At 69.2% G+C, this 14,946-nt stretch carries 15 protein-coding genes; 11 read left to right on the top strand and 4 right to left on the bottom strand.

Annotation, left to right across the window (positions count from 1 at the left end):
- Positions 1–178 precede the first annotated feature (178 nt).
- The gene (locus ACZ60M_RS25035) at positions 179–628 is read left to right on the top strand and encodes a DUF2269 family protein (RefSeq protein WP_465421905.1); all 450 of its coding nucleotides are present in this window, start codon (positions 179–181) and stop codon (positions 626–628) included.
- A gap of 81 nt (positions 629–709) precedes the next feature.
- On the opposite strand, the gene ACZ60M_RS25030 is transcribed toward ACZ60M_RS25035, so the two are convergent.
- The gene (locus ACZ60M_RS25030) at positions 710–1,294 is read right to left on the bottom strand and encodes a YqgE/AlgH family protein (RefSeq protein ID WP_392961655.1); all 585 of its coding nucleotides are present in this window, start codon (positions 1,292–1,294) and stop codon (positions 710–712) included.
- Positions 1,295–1,584: 290 nt separating this feature from the next.
- Complete coding sequence (gene mca / locus ACZ60M_RS25025; RefSeq protein ID WP_465421909.1) at positions 1,585–2,436, bottom strand: mycothiol conjugate amidase Mca; 852 nt, start codon at positions 2,434–2,436, stop codon at positions 1,585–1,587.
- Positions 2,437–2,648: 212 nt separating this feature from the next.
- Between mca and ACZ60M_RS25020 the strand changes: the two genes are divergently transcribed.
- Together ACZ60M_RS25020 and greA are read left to right on the top strand one after the other, a co-directional pair.
- Positions 2,649–3,092 (top strand): DUF4307 domain-containing protein, encoded by a 444-nt coding sequence (locus tag ACZ60M_RS25020; protein WP_465421903.1) that lies wholly within the window; start codon positions 2,649–2,651, stop codon positions 3,090–3,092.
- Between the two features lie 138 nt (positions 3,093–3,230).
- Positions 3,231–3,725 (top strand): transcription elongation factor GreA, encoded by a 495-nt coding sequence (greA, locus tag ACZ60M_RS25015; RefSeq protein ID WP_465421902.1) that lies wholly within the window; start codon positions 3,231–3,233, stop codon positions 3,723–3,725.
- A gap of 54 nt (positions 3,726–3,779) precedes the next feature.
- Here the strand turns inward: greA and ACZ60M_RS25010 are convergent, their stop codons facing one another.
- Positions 3,780–5,054 carry an ABC transporter ATP-binding protein gene (locus tag ACZ60M_RS25010; RefSeq protein ID WP_465421900.1) on the bottom strand — a complete coding sequence of 425 codons (1,275 nt, stop codon included), beginning with the start codon at positions 5,052–5,054 and terminating at the stop codon, positions 3,780–3,782.
- A 354-nt stretch (positions 5,055–5,408) separates the two neighbouring features.
- Here ACZ60M_RS25010 and ilvA point away from each other — a divergent pair, with 354 nt between their 5' ends.
- From ilvA to ACZ60M_RS24985, 5 genes are all read left to right on the top strand, one after another.
- On the top strand, positions 5,409–6,623 hold the full coding sequence (gene ilvA, locus ACZ60M_RS25005) for a threonine ammonia-lyase (RefSeq protein ID WP_465421898.1): 1,215 nt from the start codon (positions 5,409–5,411) through the stop codon (positions 6,621–6,623).
- A gap of 3 nt (positions 6,624–6,626) precedes the next feature.
- Entirely contained in the window at positions 6,627–7,316 is a 690-nt protein-coding gene (locus ACZ60M_RS25000; protein WP_465421896.1) for a uracil-DNA glycosylase, read from the top strand.
- Positions 7,317–7,339: 23 nt separating this feature from the next.
- Positions 7,340–7,564 (top strand): hypothetical protein, encoded by a 225-nt coding sequence (locus ACZ60M_RS24995; protein ID WP_465421894.1) that lies wholly within the window; start codon positions 7,340–7,342, stop codon positions 7,562–7,564.
- Positions 7,565–7,573: 9 nt separating this feature from the next.
- A complete protein-coding gene (locus ACZ60M_RS24990; protein WP_465421892.1) occupies positions 7,574–7,855 on the top strand; it encodes a hypothetical protein in 282 nt (93 codons plus the stop codon).
- Positions 7,856–8,076: 221 nt separating this feature from the next.
- Positions 8,077–8,841: an alpha/beta hydrolase gene (locus ACZ60M_RS24985; protein WP_465421907.1), complete on the top strand. Its 765-nt coding sequence runs from the start codon at positions 8,077–8,079 to the stop codon at positions 8,839–8,841.
- Between the two features lie 285 nt (positions 8,842–9,126).
- Here the strand turns inward: ACZ60M_RS24985 and ACZ60M_RS24980 are convergent, their stop codons facing one another.
- Positions 9,127–10,434, bottom strand: a complete 1,308-nt coding sequence (locus ACZ60M_RS24980; protein WP_465421890.1) for a protein kinase domain-containing protein — start codon at positions 10,432–10,434, stop codon at positions 9,127–9,129.
- A 340-nt stretch (positions 10,435–10,774) separates the two neighbouring features.
- On the opposite strand from ACZ60M_RS24980, the gene chvE reads away from it, so the two are divergent.
- From chvE to mmsB, 3 genes are all read left to right on the top strand, one after another.
- Positions 10,775–11,860: a multiple monosaccharide ABC transporter substrate-binding protein gene (chvE, locus tag ACZ60M_RS24975; protein WP_465421888.1), complete on the top strand. Its 1,086-nt coding sequence runs from the start codon at positions 10,775–10,777 to the stop codon at positions 11,858–11,860.
- A 104-nt stretch (positions 11,861–11,964) separates the two neighbouring features.
- Positions 11,965–13,518, top strand: coding sequence for a multiple monosaccharide ABC transporter ATP-binding protein (mmsA, locus tag ACZ60M_RS24970; RefSeq protein WP_465421886.1), 1,554 nt, complete (start codon positions 11,965–11,967; stop codon positions 13,516–13,518).
- Positions 13,515–14,840, top strand: coding sequence for a multiple monosaccharide ABC transporter permease (gene mmsB / locus ACZ60M_RS24965; RefSeq protein ID WP_465421884.1), 1,326 nt, complete (start codon positions 13,515–13,517; stop codon positions 14,838–14,840). The genes mmsA and mmsB overlap by 4 nt, the downstream gene beginning before the upstream one ends.
- Positions 14,841–14,946 lie beyond the last annotated feature (106 nt).

The following is a 14,946-nucleotide window of genomic DNA, read 5'->3' as shown; positions in this document are numbered from 1 at the left end:
GGCACTACACACCAAGGCCCACCTCCGCATCGACCCCCCCCCCTCTCCCCCCCCCCCCCCCCCCCCCCCCCCCCCCCCCCCCCCCCCCCCCCCCCCCCCCCCCCCCCCCCCCCGGCCCTTTTTCGCGCCCCGGCTGGTTCGACGACGCCATTGGGTGGTTTGTCCGTAAGATCACAATATGCACACTCTGTTGTCGGTCCTGCACGTGCTGTTGGCCGTCGTGTTCGTGGGCCCGGCCATGCTCATGCCGTGGATGGGGGAGCGGGCGCTGCGGGAGCGCGACGGCGACCGTGTGCACCGGGCCGGGCGGCGCTGCATGGCCTTCAACGCGCTCACGCTGGTCGCGGCCCTGTTCGGGGTGCTGACGATGATGACGAGCGAGCGGTACTCGTTCGCCGACCCGTGGGTCATCATCGCCTCGACGCTCTACGCCGTGGCCGCGGTCAACGGCACGGCCGTCATCCCGGGGGTGCTCGCCCGCATCGGCAAGGAGCTCCAGGACGCCCACGGCACCATGGACGGCGAACTGCTCGAACAGCACCGCGGCAGGCTGCTGGCGCTCTCGGGGCTCAACCTCGTCTTCTACGGCGTGGTCGTGATCCTCATGGCCTGGCGACCGGGAGCATAATTTACGGCTCCGCAAGCGTTCGCCGTGGCCGAGCTTGATTTACGGCTCCGCAAGCGTTCGCCGTGGCTGCGCGTAGAAGCGCTAGTTCATGACGGGGTCGGCGGGGAAGTGCGCGACCGCGGAGAGCAGGCCGCCCTGGCGTTTCCACACCATGCCCCACAGCTCCTCGGGGTTGGCCGAGAACGGGTCCGCAGGTAGAGCGTCGAACACCATCCAGGCGCCCGCGTCGATCTCGTCCTCGAGCTGCCCCGGCGCCCACCCGGCGTAGCCGGTGAACACCCGCATCCCCTCCAGGAGCGGCGCGACCTCGTCGGGGTCGCGGGCGAGGTCGAGCGTGCCGAGCCGCCCGAGCACGGGCCGGAACGCGTCGTTGAAGGGCGCGTCGGCCTTCCGCCAGCCCAGCCCGATCGCCGCGTCGGGCTGCACCGGGCCGCCCTCGAAGAGGACGGCGGGATGCCCCGCGAGGTCGGCCCACTGGTCGAGGTAGTGGACGACCTTCCGCTCGGTGGCCCGGTTGAGGACCACCCCGAGCACCCCGTCGGACTCGTGCCCGACGCCGATGACGACCGTGCGGTCGAAGTTGGGGTCCTGCAGTGTAGGCGTGGCGACGAGGAGACTGCCGACGAACGACTTGGTGCGCGCCGGTGTTGTTTCACGACTGACCATGGGTCCACCTCCGTTCTGCGCCCGCCTCCGCGAATCCGTCCCGGGCTCGGGTTCGGCCCGGTCCTCCCGGCACGGTAACCCGCGGGGGCGCGCTTGCAGCAAGGTTCCCGCACTTTCCGAGGAAATACACCGTGGTGTCGGGAGCCCGACAGTTGTTTCCTCACTGACGGTGGCCGGGACCCGACGATCCGGCGCCGAAGCCGCGACGGGCGGGACCGGATTAGTCGCAAGTGGAGAAAACGGCCCCAGGAAACTCCTGGGGCCGTTGCGGTTCAGTGGTGCCGGTGGTGCTAGCGGAGGCCGGCGAAGAGGTCGTCCTCGGGCAGGCGCGACTCGATGCGCGACTCGACGAGCTCGTAGTCCTCGGTGGGCCAGGCCTTCTGCTGGAGCTCGCGCGGCACGGCGAACCAGAACCCGTCAGGGTCGACCTGGGTGGCGTGGGCCTTCAGGGCCTCGTCGCGGATGTCGAAGTACTCGGCGCACGCGACGCGGGTGGTCACCCGCTCGCTCTTGTCGCGGGTCCAGTCGCCCGCGTCCATCCAGTCCTTGTACGGCGACTCGAGCCCGGCGTCGAGCATCGCGTAGTGCAGCGCCTCGATGCGCGCCTTGCCGAACGAGTGGCTGTAGTACAGCTTCAGCGGCTGCCACGGCTCGCCCAGGCCCGGGTACTGCTCGGGGTCCCCGGCGGCGGCGAAGGCCGCGACGGAGACCTCGTGGGTCTTGACGTGGTCGGGGTGCGGGTAGCCGCCCTCCTCGTCGTACGTCGTCACCACGTGCGGCTTGAACGAGCGCATGACCTCCACGAGCGGCGCGGCGGCCTCGTCGGTCGGCACGAGGTAGAAGGCGTCCTCGGGCAGCTCGGTGCCGGAGTCGGGGAGCCAGCCGTCCGGGAGCCCGGAGTCGGTGAAGCCCAGCCAGTGCTGCTCCACGCCCAGGATCTCGCGGGCGCGTGCCATCTCCTCGCTGCGGATCTTCGGCAGGTTCTCCTGGACCTCGGGGCGGTCCATCTTCGGGTTGAGCACGTCGCCGCGCTCGCCGCCCGTACACGTGACGACGAGGACCTCGATGCCCTCGCGCACGTAGCGGGCCATCATGCCGGCGCCCTTGCTCGACTCGTCGTCGGGGTGGGCGTGCACGCACATGAGGCGCAGCTTGCTCTGGTTCGTCACGTCGGTCAACCTCACTGGCGGGTGCTTCTAGTGGTAAGGCTCGGCGCACTGGAACCGACTCGCGCACTGCGGTAGTTGTCGGCTCTGGCATTCTGTGCAACGATACTCGATAATCATTACTTCCCGGTTCTGCGAAGAACCCGGCTCCAGCGGTGAATCCGCTGCTCGCGAAGGAAAGCGACGCAATGACTGAGATGCAGACCACGGATGGGCGCGTGCCGCAAACGGCCGACGTGACCTTTCCCGACGGTCGCTACGGTCGCCGCCGCGAACCCAAGCGCCGCCGCCCCGCGGTGACCGCGGCCCTCACGGCCGCCGTCGTCCTCGCGGGCCTCTTCGCCGCCTGGCGCCTCTCGGAACTGTACGGCCAGAACGAGGTCTCCGAGCGGCTGCTCGGCTTCGACGACTCCGTCCCCGGACAGGTCACCGTCGAGTTCGAGGTCTACAAGCCCGCCGGGGAAGGCGCCACGTGCGCCGTCCGCTCCCGCGACCTCGCGGGCGCCGAGATCGGGTACGCCGAGGTCGAGATCCCGGCGGACGATGCCACCCATGTCGAGATGTCGTACCCGCTCGCAGTGGAGGGCGTGCCCAACACCGGCGAGGTCCTGAGGTGTTGGCAGACGGACTGACTATTGACTTTCGGCCCGTCGCACCGCGTTCCGGTCGGCGGGCCTTTCGCTATCCGGGGGCGTTCATCCCGGAAGGACCAAACACCCAGAGGCAGGACCTCGCAGTACGGATCGCACTATTCGGAGGATATGGATCACATGGCTACCGACGCTAACCAGGGCACTTGGCTCACGCAAGAGGCCTACGACCGCCTCAAGGCCGAGCTGGACGAGCTCATCGCACACCGTCCTGCCATGGCCGCCGAGATCAACGCCCGCCGCGAAGAGGGCGACCTCAAGGAGAACGGCGGCTACCACGCGGCCCGCGACGAGCAGGGCAAGCAGGAGGGCCGCATCCGCCAGCTCGAAGACCTGCTGCGCAACGCGAAGGTCGGCGAGGCGAAGGACAGCGACGAGATCCAGATCGGGACCGTCGTGACCATCGCCTTCGACGGCGACCCCGACGACACCGAGAAGTTCCTCCTCGGCTCCCGCGAGATCGCGGCCACCACCGACCTCACCGTCTACAGCCCCGACTCCGCGCTCGGCGCGGCCATCCTCGGGCACAAGGTCGGCGACACCGTCGCCTACCGGACCCCCAAGGACACCGAGATCTCGGTGAAGATCATCGACGCCGAGAAGTTCCTCGGCTAGAAGACCATGACGCCGCGGGTCCCTCGCCGAGGGGCCCGCGGCGTTCGCGTTCCGCTATGCGCGCGCGGACCAGCCGACGTCGATCCGCTTGCCGTACTTGTCGAAGTAGTGCAGCGCGTCCATGTGCACGGCCACCGTGATCGGCTGCCCGGCCGAGACCGGGATGTGCGGCGGCAGCCGGAACACCAGGTCCGCGGGCTTGCGGATCGGACCCGTGTCGGCCTCGCGGTGCTCGACCTGCTGCTGCCCGAACCCGGAGAACAGGCCGCCCAGGCGGCGGCGCGGCTTCGAGCCGCCGCGGGCCAGGTCCGGCTTGTCGCCGATGCCGTCCGGCACCACCGCCGTCGCGCCGATGTCGAGGAACACGAGCGTCTCGTGGCCGTGGTGCTCGTAGAACCGCACGCGGCCCTGGATCGACTGGCCCGGGTGCCCGTCGGCGACCGGCGCCAGCGCCTCGGCCCGCATCCCGACCACGATGTTCTCCCCGTGGTAGCGGGCCACGGCCCGGCCCCGCAGGTCGTGCCAGGGCAGCCGCAGCTCCTGCTCGCCGAAGTCAAGGGCCACATAGCGGTCCAGGTAGACGTTGACGCGCGCCTCGAGGAGGTTCATGCGCGGCGTGCCGAGGAACGCGGCCACGTACATCGTCGCGGGGCGCTCGTACACCTCGTCGGGGGTGCCGACGTCCTGCAGGACCCCCTTGCGCATCACCGCGACCCGGTCGGCCATCGTCAGCGCCTCGGTCTGGTCGTGCGTGACGTACAGCGTCGTCGCGTCGTGGCGGCGCACGAGCGAGGAGATCTCGGTGCGCAGCTCGGCGCGCAGGCCGACGTCGAGGTTCGACAGGGGCTCGTCCATGAGGAACAGCTTGGGGCGGCGCACGAGCGCGCGGCCCATGGCGACGCGCTGCTGCTGGCCGCCCGAAAGCTGGTTCGGCTTGCGGTCCTTGAGGTCCGAGATGCCCAGGGCGCTGGCCATGTCGCCGACGGCCTCGGGGACGGACTGGGCGCCGTTGTTCTTGCCGAGTTTGAGGGGGAAGCCGATGTTGTCGGCGACGGACATGTGCGGGTAGAGCGCGAAGGTCTGGAAGATCATGGCCGCGTTGCGGTCTCGCGGGGGCAGGTCGTTCGCGTACTCGCCGTCGAGGAGGATCTCGCCGTCGGAGGGGGTCTCGAGGCCGGCGACCATGCGGAGCACTGTGGACTTGCCGCAGCCGGACGGGCCGAGCAGGACCAGGAACTCGCCGTGGTTGACTTCCATGCTCAGGGAGTCCACGGCCAGGGTTTCGCCGGGGAACACCTTCGAGACGTTCTTCAGCGTGACAGCAGTCACCGTTGACTCCAGGGGTGCTCAAGGGGATGGATTGCTGGGTGTTGAGGCGGTCGTGCGGGCGGGCGGTCGGCGAAGCATGACTTGCAGGCTTCTTCCTGGTTAAGGATTGACGCTTCGTAGCTTAAGCCTTCCTTATCCGAAGGGTAACGCCGGTCACCCGCCGTACCAGTTGGTGAACGCTGGTTCACACTAGGTGCGACCTGCGGTTTCAATGAGTTCGCCGATCGCCCAGGCGGGTTCAAGGTCGGCATATCGGTCAAGAGTAACCGCTTTCAGGAAGGTGCGGGGGGCCCGCGCGCCCCGGCCGCGAACGGGTTCCCGGGGACGCGGCGGGCAGGGCACTACGATCGAGGCGTGACGCAACTCGTGACACTTGACGACGTCCGCGCCGCGGCGAAAGAACTCGCCGGGATCGTGCGACGCACCCCCCTCGAACCCTCCCGCGACCCCGTCCTCGACGGCGTCTACCTCAAATGCGAGAACCTGCAGCGCGCCGGGTCCTTCAAGATCCGCGGCGCCTACATGCGCGTCTCCCACCTCACCGCAGCCGAACGCGCCCGCGGCGTCGTCGCCGCCTCCGCGGGCAACCACGCCCAGGGCGTCGCCCTCGCCGCCTCCACGCTCGGCATCCGCTCCACCGTGTTCATGCCCGAGTCCGCGCCCCTCCCGAAAGTGGCCGCCACCAAGGGATACGGCGCCGAAGTCATCCTCGGCGGCCTCACCGTCGACGACGCCCTCGAATCGGCCCACCGCTTCGCCGCCGAAACCGGCGCCACCCTCATCCACCCCTTCGACCACCACGACATCGTCGCCGGGCAGGGCACCATCGCCCTCGAGATCCTCGAACAGCTCCCCGAGACCGGCACCATCGTCACCTCCGTCGGCGGCGGCGGGCTCATCGCCGGGATCGCCGCGGCCGCGAAGCAGCTCAAGCCCGACATCCGCATCATCGGCGTCCAGGCCGAAGGCGCCGCCGCCTACCCGCACTCCCTCGCCGCCGGGAAGCCCGTGCGCCTCGACAAGATGCACACCATCGCCGACGGCATCAAGGTCGGCCGCCCCGGCGACGTCCCCTTCGCGCACGTCGCCACCCTCGTCGACGAGATCGTCACCGTCACCGAAGAGGACATCAGCCGCGCGCTCCTCTCCCTCCTCGAACGCAACAAGCTCGTCGTCGAACCCGCCGGCGCCACCGCCTACGCCGCGCTCCTGAACTACTCCGTCGACTACGACGCCCCCACGGTCGCCGTCATCTCCGGCGGCAACATCGACCCGCTCCTGCTCATGCGCCTCATCGAACACGGCCTCGGCGCCTCCGGCCGGTTCATGCGCGCCAACCTGCGCTGCGCCGACCGCCCCGGCGCCCTCGCCTCGATCCTCCAGCTCGTCGGCGCCTACGGCGGCAACATCGTCGACGTCTACCACCAGCGCAGCGACCCGCGCCTGTCCGTCGGCGAAGTCGCCGTGGACCTCTCGATCGAGACCCGCGGTTCCGAACACGCGACCGAAATCGTTGCGGCCCTGCGCGACGCGGGGTATTTCGTGTCGGTGGAGGGACCTAGCATCTGAGTCATGCAGAAATCTCTTGATGAACTCATGGAGCCGGGCTGGGCCAAGGCCCTCGCCCCCGTCGCCGACGACGTCGCCAAGATGGGCGAGTTCCTCCGCGCCGAAGTCGCCGCCGGACGCACCTACCTGCCCGCCGCCGAGCACATCCTCCGCGCCTTCCAGCAGCCCTTCGACGACGTCAAGGTCATCATCGTCGGCCAGGACCCCTACCCCACCCCCGGGCACGCCATCGGCCTCTCCTTCGCCGTCGCCCCCGACGTGCGGCCCCTGCCCAAGAGCCTGGTCAACATCTTCAACGAGTACCGCGACGACCTCGGATACCCCCTCCCCGCCAACGGCGACCTCACCCCCTGGGCCGAGCAGGGCGTCCTCCTCCTCAACCGCTCCCTCAGCGTCGCCCCCGGCACGCCCGCCTCGCACAAGGGCAAAGGCTGGGAAGCCGTCACCGAACAGGCCATCCGCGCCCTCGCCGAACGCGGTGGAGCCGCCGTCGCGATCCTCTGGGGCAACAACGCCCGCGAGCTCAAGGGCCTCCTCGGCCCGATCCCCGCGATCGAATCGCCCCACCCCTCGCCCCTGAGCGCCCGCCGCGGCTTCTTCGGCTCCAAGCCGTTCAGCCGCGCCAACGCCCTCCTCACCGAGCAGGGCGGTGAGCCGGTCGACTGGCGGCTTCCGGCGCTGCAGGAGTCCTAAAGCCCGCGGGATACGGTTGAACCGTGATCGAGATCCTGGCGCAGCAAGAGTTCGGGCCGGAGCGCGACCAGGCTATGGCCGGGCCGCTCGGGCTGTTCGTGACCGTGTTCCTCGTCGTCGTGACGATCTTCCTCATCCGGGGGATGAACAAGCACGTCCGGCGCCTGAACGAGCGGGTCGCGCGCGAAGCCGCCGAAGCCGAGGCCGCGGCGCGCGACGCCGGGCGAGACGACCCCGCCCACGCTTAAGGCCCGACCATGCCGCGCAAGAACCGCCGCCAGGGCGAATCCCGGCGGCCGACGACCGGTGCCCAGGACCCGAGCCTCATCGACGGCCCGGACGGGCCCGTCCGCGTCCGCCGCATCCCCGGCGCCAGCGCCGAGAAGGTCTACCGGTGCCCCGGCTGCGACCTGGAGATACAACCGGGCACGCCGCACGTCGTCGCCTGGGCCGACGACGGCGACGGCGACGACCGCCGCCACTGGCACACCGGCTGCTGGAACGCCAGGACCCGCCGCCAACCGGGCCGCTGGCGCTGAACGACAACCGAACGCGGGGGGGGGGGGGGGGGGAGGGGGGGGGCCCCCCCCCCCCCCCCCCCCCCCCCCCCCGCCACGTTGGCCCGCCGCCCGCCGCTGCCTTCTGCCCCGGCACCGCGGTTCGCCATCGGCGCTGCAGCTGCCAGGTGCGCCACACGCGGTGGTGCCGAACCGCTTCCGGCGGGGATAATTCCGGCGTGGCTGTCATCAGATCCGCGAGCATGCTCCCCGCCAGACGCGAGGCGCTCACGCTCGAAACCGCCGACGGGCTCGAACTCGTCGGCGAACTCGCCCTGCCCTTGACCCCGCCCGAGGCGACTCTCATCTGCGTTCACCCGCTGCCCACCCACGGCGGCATGATGGACTCGCACATCTTCCGCAAGGCCGCCTGGAGGCTCCCCGCGCTGGCGAACATGGCGGTGCTGCGGTTCAACACCCGCGGCACCGAGTCCCAGCAGGGTACGAGCCAGGGCGCGTTCGACCACGGCGTGGGCGAGCGCTACGACGTGGCTGCCGCCGTCGAGTACGCGGAGTTCGCGGAGCTGCCGCGCGTGTGGCTGGTCGGCTGGTCCTTCGGCACCGACCTCACCCTCAAGTACGGCCTGGAGCCGGGAGTCGAAGGGGCCGTGCTGCTCTCGCCGCCCCTGCGGTACTCCAAAGAGGACGATCTGGCGCGCTGGGCCGAGGACGGCCGCCCGCTGCTGGCCCTCATCCCCGAGCAGGACGACTACCTCCAGTATCCGGAGGCGAAGCAGCGCTTCGCAGCCGTGCCGCAGGCCGAGGTCGTGGAGATCGCCAACGGCAGCCACCTGTGGGTCGGCAAGGCCGAAGAGGCCCTGGACCGCATCGTAGAACGCATCCTCCCCGCGCACGCGCCGCTGCCGACCACTTGGGACGGTCCGATGGAGCGCGGCGACACCTCCGCCTACGCCAACAAGACCGTCGCCGCCTTCGGAGGATTCCTCCCGAAGCCCGAACGCGACTGAACCACCCTCCACCGCAACCGCAGCCGCCTGAAGCCGCTTCCCTGAAGCCGCCTTCAGGCGGCTTTAGCGTGGCTTCAGGTTCGGCCTCCCATCATGGAGTCACGCCGGAAGGACCGGCGAAGACCAGGAGGCGAAACAGATGTCGAACCGGATATCGAAGCAGGTGGCACTACGAATCGCGATCGGTCCGATCGCAAGGCGCGCAACGGCAACCACGCCTGGATCCGGCGCGCTCCTCCCTCGCAGGCTCGGCGCTCACCGGCTCCGCCGCTGCGGGTTCCGGGTTCAGGCGCACTCGAGGAAGTCGGCGATGGCGTCCGGTAGGGCGGTGTCGGCGCAGTCGGTGACGGCGACGAGGTTCTCGCCCTCGATGCGCCAGACCTTGCGCTCGGTCGCGCCTTCGCCGTCCCCTCCGGAGCCTCCCGGGTAGTCGACGGTGGCGGCCACGTAGTCGCCTTCCTCGGCGCACCAGCTGTCGACGATCCGGCCGTCTTCCAGCTGTTCGTCGATACGCCCGCCGAGCACGGCCGGGTCGGAGCAGACGGTGCCTGAGCTCTCGGGGTTGGTGGCCGCGTAGGTCGCGAGCGCGGCGCCGCCCAGGAGCGCTCCCGTGAGGGCCACTCCGGCGGTCGCGGTGGCGATCGACCGCAGCCTCGGGCGCAGGCCGACCCGTTCGCGGCCGGGCCGGTAGGGCGCGAGTTCGGTCGAGACCGCGACGGTGACGGGCCGCAGGCCGCGGCGGGGGAGGAGCCCGGCGGCGACCGAGTCGGGCCGCGGGCCCTGGGCCTTCGGGCCGATGAGCTGGAGGCGGGCGAGCTGCTCGCGGAAGGCGTCGGCCGTGGGGCGGCGGCGCGGGTCGGGGCTGAGGGCCGCGCCGATCGTGTCGGTCAGCTCGGCGTCCACACCCGGGATGTGCGGCACGGGGGCGGCGCGCAGCAGCGGGTCAGCGGCGTCCTCGCGGGCGTGCCGCACCCAGGGGAGCCGGCCGCCGAGGGCGGCGTAGAGGGCCGTGGCGAGGGCGTAGACGTCGCCGGAGGGGCTCGCGGCCACCTCGCCAGCGACGGCGGCGTCGAGGTGCTCAGGGGCGGTATAGGGGGTGGGGGGGAGGGGGGCCGCCAGGACGGGGGCGGTGACGTCGTAGGCGGTGAGCTGGAGGTGGTGGCCGGAGCCGACGAGGATGTGGGAGGGCTGGATGGCGCCGTGGATGAGCCCGGCGCGGTGGTAGACGGCGACGGCGTCGCTCAGGGCCACGCCGAGGGCGCGCACCTGCCCGGGAGGCATGGGCTCCTGGTCGGCGAGGAGGTCGGCGAGGCTGCGGCGGGCGGTGCCCACGGCGAGGTAGGGGCGTCCGTTCTCGGTGAGGCCGACGGCCGTGCAGGGGGACAGATGGGGGTGGGCGGGGAGGCCGGTGAGTTTTGCGGCCCATTCGAGGAACACCTCGCGCCGGGAGCCGTCGACGCGCTCATGGGCGACGGTGACGCACAGCAGATCGGTGGGGCCTGTCGCGACGGTGCCGCTGAAGACGCTGCACACCGCGTCCCGGTGCAGTAAACGGTGCACGGCGGCGGGTCCGATGGTCTGGGTGGTCGACATCCTCACCTCCTCCGGGGGGTCAGCTGTTCGGTGTCGTGATTTGGCACTAAATGTGAGGCTATCCCATCCGATCGGTCGAGTGGTAGTCGGCCGTAGGGATGTGGGACGATCGGGTGAGGAGATAGATACGTACAGTTAATCTCGTTGAGACGGCGCGGGTTCGATGTGCCGCGAGGGAGTCGAGTGTCGGAATTCGTCGAGGTTGGAAAGCAACGATTCGGACACGAGACGCATCCGCTGTTGACGGTTGTGGAAAAACGTTGAACTATCGAATCCGTCTTGACCCCAGGGCGAAGTCGGTCGTGCACCGAATCGCCCGGTACGAAGGAGTACTAAGCAGATGAACGTCAATCGACGACACCTGATGACCGGAACCATCGGCGCGGCTGCGGTCGCCATGGTCGCCTCCGCCTGCGCCTCTGAGGACGGCGGCAGTGACGGCTCGGGTGGCAAGAAGGTCGGCATCGCGATGCCCACCAAGACCTCCGAGCGCTGGATCCTGGACGGCGACAACCTGAAGACCTCGTTCGAGGAAGCGGGCTACGAAGTCACCCTCCAGTACTCGAACGACGTCGCTGCCGACCAGGTCAGCGCCATCGAGACCATGGTCGGCCAGAACGTGAACGTGCTGGTCATCGCCGCGATCGACAACAAGTCCCTCAGCGGCGTCCTCGCCCAGGCCAAGGGCCAGGACATCACGGTCATCGCCTACGACCGCCTCATCCTGGACACGCCGGACGTCGACTACTACGCGTCGTTCGACAACACCAAGGTCGGTACCCTGCAGGGCACCTACATCGTCGAGGCCCTCGACCTCGCCAACGCGGCCGGCCCGTTCAACATCGAGCTCTTCGCCGGCGCGTTGACCGATAACAACACCAAGTACTTCTTCGACGGCGCCTGGGCGGTCCTAGAGCCCTACGTCACCGAGGGCAAGCTCGTCGTGAAGTCCGGCCAGACCTCGCTCGAGCAGATCGCGACCGAGAACTGGGACGGCGCCGTCGCGCAGGAGCGCATGGACAACATCCTGTCCAACTTCTACAACGACGGCTCCAAGGTCGACGCGGTGCTGGCGCCCTACGACGGCATCAGCCGCGGCATCGTCGCCTCGCTCCAGGGCAACGGCTACACCACGATGCCCGTGATCACCGGCCAGGACGCCGAGGTCGAGTCGGTCAAGTACATCATCGAGGGCCTCCAGTCCATGACCGTCTACAAGGACACCCGCGAGCTGGCCGCCACCACGGTGGACATGGTCGTCGCGGTCCTCGACGGCAACGAGCCCGAGGTCAACGACACCGAGACCTACGACAACGGCACCAAGGTCGTCCCGGCCTACCTGCTCGAGCCGGTCAGCGTCGACGTGACGAACTACCAGGAGATCGTCGTCGACTCCGGCTACATCGACGCCGGCGAACTCGCCTAAGTCCGGTCTTCACAAGACTCTTCTCTCAGGGACGCCCTGCCCGCCATGGGCGTCCCTGAACCTCTCCCCAGAGCTGTCCAAATCTGTGTATATAGGACGAAGCAATGTCTGAAGACATCCTCCGAATGCGGGGGATCACCAAGCGGTTCCCGGGCGTGCTCGCACTGTCCGGGGTCGAGTTGGGGGTCAAGCGGGCCACGATCCACGCGCTCGTCGGCGAGAACGGCGCCGGCAAGTCGACGCTGATGAAGATCCTGTCGGGCGTCTACGCCTACGGCGACTTCGACGGCGAGATCGAGTTCGACGGCGCGCCCGCCCAGTTCAAGAACATCCGAGACTCCGAGGCTGCCGGCGTCGTCATCATCCACCAGGAGCTGGCCCTCGTCGGGGAGCTCTCGATCGCCGAGAACATCTTCCTCGGCAACGAGCGCAAGTCCGGCGGCGTCATCTCGTGGGACCGCACCAACACCGAGGCCGCCCGCCTCATGCAGAAGGTCGGCCTCCACGACAACCCGGCCACGCTGGTCGAGAAGATCGGCGTCGGCAAGCAGCAGCTCGTCGAGATCGCCAAGGCCCTGTCCAAGGACGTCAAGCTCCTGATCCTGGACGAGCCGACCGCCGCGCTCAACGACTCCGACTCCGAGAACCTCCTGGAGCTGCTCCGCCAGCTCCGCGAGGAAGGCGTCACCAGCATCATCATCTCCCACAAGCTGGGCGAGGTGCTGTCGGTCTCCGACCGCATCACCGTGCTGCGCGACGGCAAGTCCATCGAGACCATGGAGACCGAGGCCGGCGCCGTCACCGAGGACCGGCTCATCAAGTCCATGGTCGGCCGCGACCTCGAGCACCTGTACCCGCCGCACGAACCGGTGATCGGCAAGGTGTTCTTCGAGGTCAACGACTGGACCGTGTACCACCCGGAGCAGCGCGACCGGGTCATCGTCAACAACGCGAGCATCAACGTCGCCCGCGGCGAGATCGTCGGCCTGGCCGGCCTCATGGGGGCCGGGCGCACCGAGTTCGCGATGAGCGTCTTCGGCCGCAGCTGGGGCTCGAACATCACCGGCGAGGCCGTGATGGACGGCAAGCGCCTCAACCTGCGCAACGTCCCCGAGGCCATCGAGTCCGGCCTGGCGTACGCCACCGAGGACCGCAAGCACTACGGCCTGCACCTCGACTACGACCTGCGGGAGAACTTCACCCTCCCCGGGCTCGACCGGCTCTCCAAGCGCGGCGTCGTCGACCAGGACAAGGTCAACGCGGTCTCGGAGCGACTGCGCACCGAGTTCGGCGTCAAGGCGCCGTCGGTCTACTCGCTCGCCGGGAACCTCTCCGGCGGCAACCAGCAGAAGGTCGTGCTCGGGAAGTGGGTCTTCACCGAACCCGAGCTGCTCATCCTCGACGAGCCGACGCGAGGCATCGACGTCGGCGCCAAGTACGAGATCTACGAGCTGATCCACAAGCTGGTCGACCAGGGCAAGGGAGTTCTCATGATCTCCTCCGAACTGCCCGAGCTGCTCGGCATGTGCGACCGCATCTACGCGATGAGCGCCGGACACATCACCGGTCAGGTCGACCGGGCCAACGCGACACAGGAAGAGCTGATGCGTCTCATGACCCTTGAGACGGCCAGCGGGGGAGAAGAGCAACGCCAATGACCACCGTCCCGACCAAGACCCGGCCGAACCTGATCTCGGCATTGCGCAATATCAACCTGCGCGCCTACGGCATGATCATCGCCCTGGTGCTGATCATGATCCTGTTCCAGGTCCTCAACGTGACCCTGCAGAACGAAAACTTCATCACGCCGCTGAACATCACGAACGTGATCCTGCAGAACTCGTACATCCTGATCCTCGCGATCGGGATGATGCTGGTCATCGTCAACGGCCACATCGACCTGTCGGTCGGCTCGGTCCTCGCGTTCTGCGGCGCCATGTCGGCGATCGCGCTCTCGGACTGGGGCTGGCCCTGGTACCTCGCGGTGTTCTTCGCCGTGGCCCTGGGCGCCGCGATCGGCGTCTGGCAGGCCTTCTGGATCGCCTACGTGCGCATCCCGGCGTTCATCGTGACCCTCGCGGGCATGCTCATCTTCCGCGGCCTGACCCTCAAGGTCCTGGACGCGGAGACCAAGGGCACCACCGGCACCTTCAACGAGCTCGCCTCCGGTTACGCGTTCATGGGCGTCGACCTGCGGATTCCGACCCTCGCGGTGGGCATCCTGGGCGCGGCCCTGTTCGTGTTCTTCACGGTGCGCAGCCGCAGCCGCCAGGTGAAGGCCGGCATCGCCGCCTCCTCCCAGACCGCGTGGCTGGTCAAGACCGTGGCGATCGCCGCGGTCATGCTCGCCGCCGCGTACACGTTCTACTCCTACAAGGGCCTGCCGATCATCGGCTGGATCCTGCTGGGCCTGGTCCTGCTGTTCACGTTCATCGCGAACCGCACCGTGTTCGGCCGCCACGTCTACGCGGGCGGCGGGAACGAGAAGGCCGCGATGCTCTCGGGCGTCAAGACCAAGCAGACCACGTTCTTCGTCTTCGTGATCATGGGCGCCCTCGCGGGCCTCGCGGGCGTCATCGTGACCGCCCGCCTGCACGCGGCGACCCCGGGCGCGGGCAACGCGTTCGAGCTCGACGCCATCGCCGCCTCGTTCATCGGCGGCGCCTCGGTCACCGGCGGCGTGGGCACCATCATCGGCGCCGTCATCGGCGGTCTCGTGATGGGCGTCCTGCGCCAGGGCATGCAGGTCCTCGGTATCGCGACCGACACGGTCCAGATCATCCTGGGCCTGGTCGTGCTCGCCGCGGTCCTGTTCGACGTGTGGAACAAGAAGCGCGCCACCGGCGGCGGCCTCATGCCGCCGATCGTCGGCACCACCCCCGGTGGTTCCGGCGGCGCGAAGGCCAAGGAGGGCATCGACAAGGAGTCCACCAAGGCCGGCACGCTCAACGCGACCACCGACGAGAAGCCCATCTCGTAACCGGACGCCAGCAGTCGGAGGGGGGCGGGGGGGGGGGGGGGGGGGGGGGGGCGGCCCCTTTTCCGTGCCTCCTACAGGAACACGTCTGCTGCTTCTGCCCCCCCTT

Source organism: Glycomyces sp. NPDC050141 (assembly GCF_055586545.1).
This window is presented reverse-complemented; position numbering and strand designations above follow the sequence as displayed.

Excerpts from the sequence above, each read along its gene's own strand:
- ACZ60M_RS25035 (WP_465421905.1), top strand. The coding sequence starts at position 179 with ATGCACACTCTGTTGTCGGTCCTGCACGTGCTGTTGGCCGTCGTGTTC.
- ACZ60M_RS25030 (WP_392961655.1), bottom strand. The coding sequence starts at position 1,294 with ATGGTCAGTCGTGAAACAACACCGGCGCGCACCAAGTCGTTCGTCGGC.
- mca (WP_465421909.1), bottom strand. The coding sequence starts at position 2,436 with ATGTGCGTGCACGCCCACCCCGACGACGAGTCGAGCAAGGGCGCCGGC.
- ACZ60M_RS25020 (WP_465421903.1), top strand. The coding sequence starts at position 2,649 with ATGACTGAGATGCAGACCACGGATGGGCGCGTGCCGCAAACGGCCGAC.
- greA (WP_465421902.1), top strand. The coding sequence starts at position 3,231 with ATGGCTACCGACGCTAACCAGGGCACTTGGCTCACGCAAGAGGCCTAC.
- ACZ60M_RS25000 (WP_465421896.1), top strand. The coding sequence starts at position 6,627 with ATGCAGAAATCTCTTGATGAACTCATGGAGCCGGGCTGGGCCAAGGCC.
- ACZ60M_RS24990 (WP_465421892.1), top strand. The coding sequence starts at position 7,574 with ATGCCGCGCAAGAACCGCCGCCAGGGCGAATCCCGGCGGCCGACGACC.
- ACZ60M_RS24985 (WP_465421907.1), top strand. The coding sequence starts at position 8,077 with ATGCTCCCCGCCAGACGCGAGGCGCTCACGCTCGAAACCGCCGACGGG.
- ACZ60M_RS24980 (WP_465421890.1), bottom strand. The coding sequence starts at position 10,434 with ATGTCGACCACCCAGACCATCGGACCCGCCGCCGTGCACCGTTTACTG.
- chvE (WP_465421888.1), top strand. The coding sequence starts at position 10,775 with ATGAACGTCAATCGACGACACCTGATGACCGGAACCATCGGCGCGGCT.
- mmsA (WP_465421886.1), top strand. The coding sequence starts at position 11,965 with ATGTCTGAAGACATCCTCCGAATGCGGGGGATCACCAAGCGGTTCCCG.
- mmsB (WP_465421884.1), top strand. The coding sequence starts at position 13,515 with ATGACCACCGTCCCGACCAAGACCCGGCCGAACCTGATCTCGGCATTG.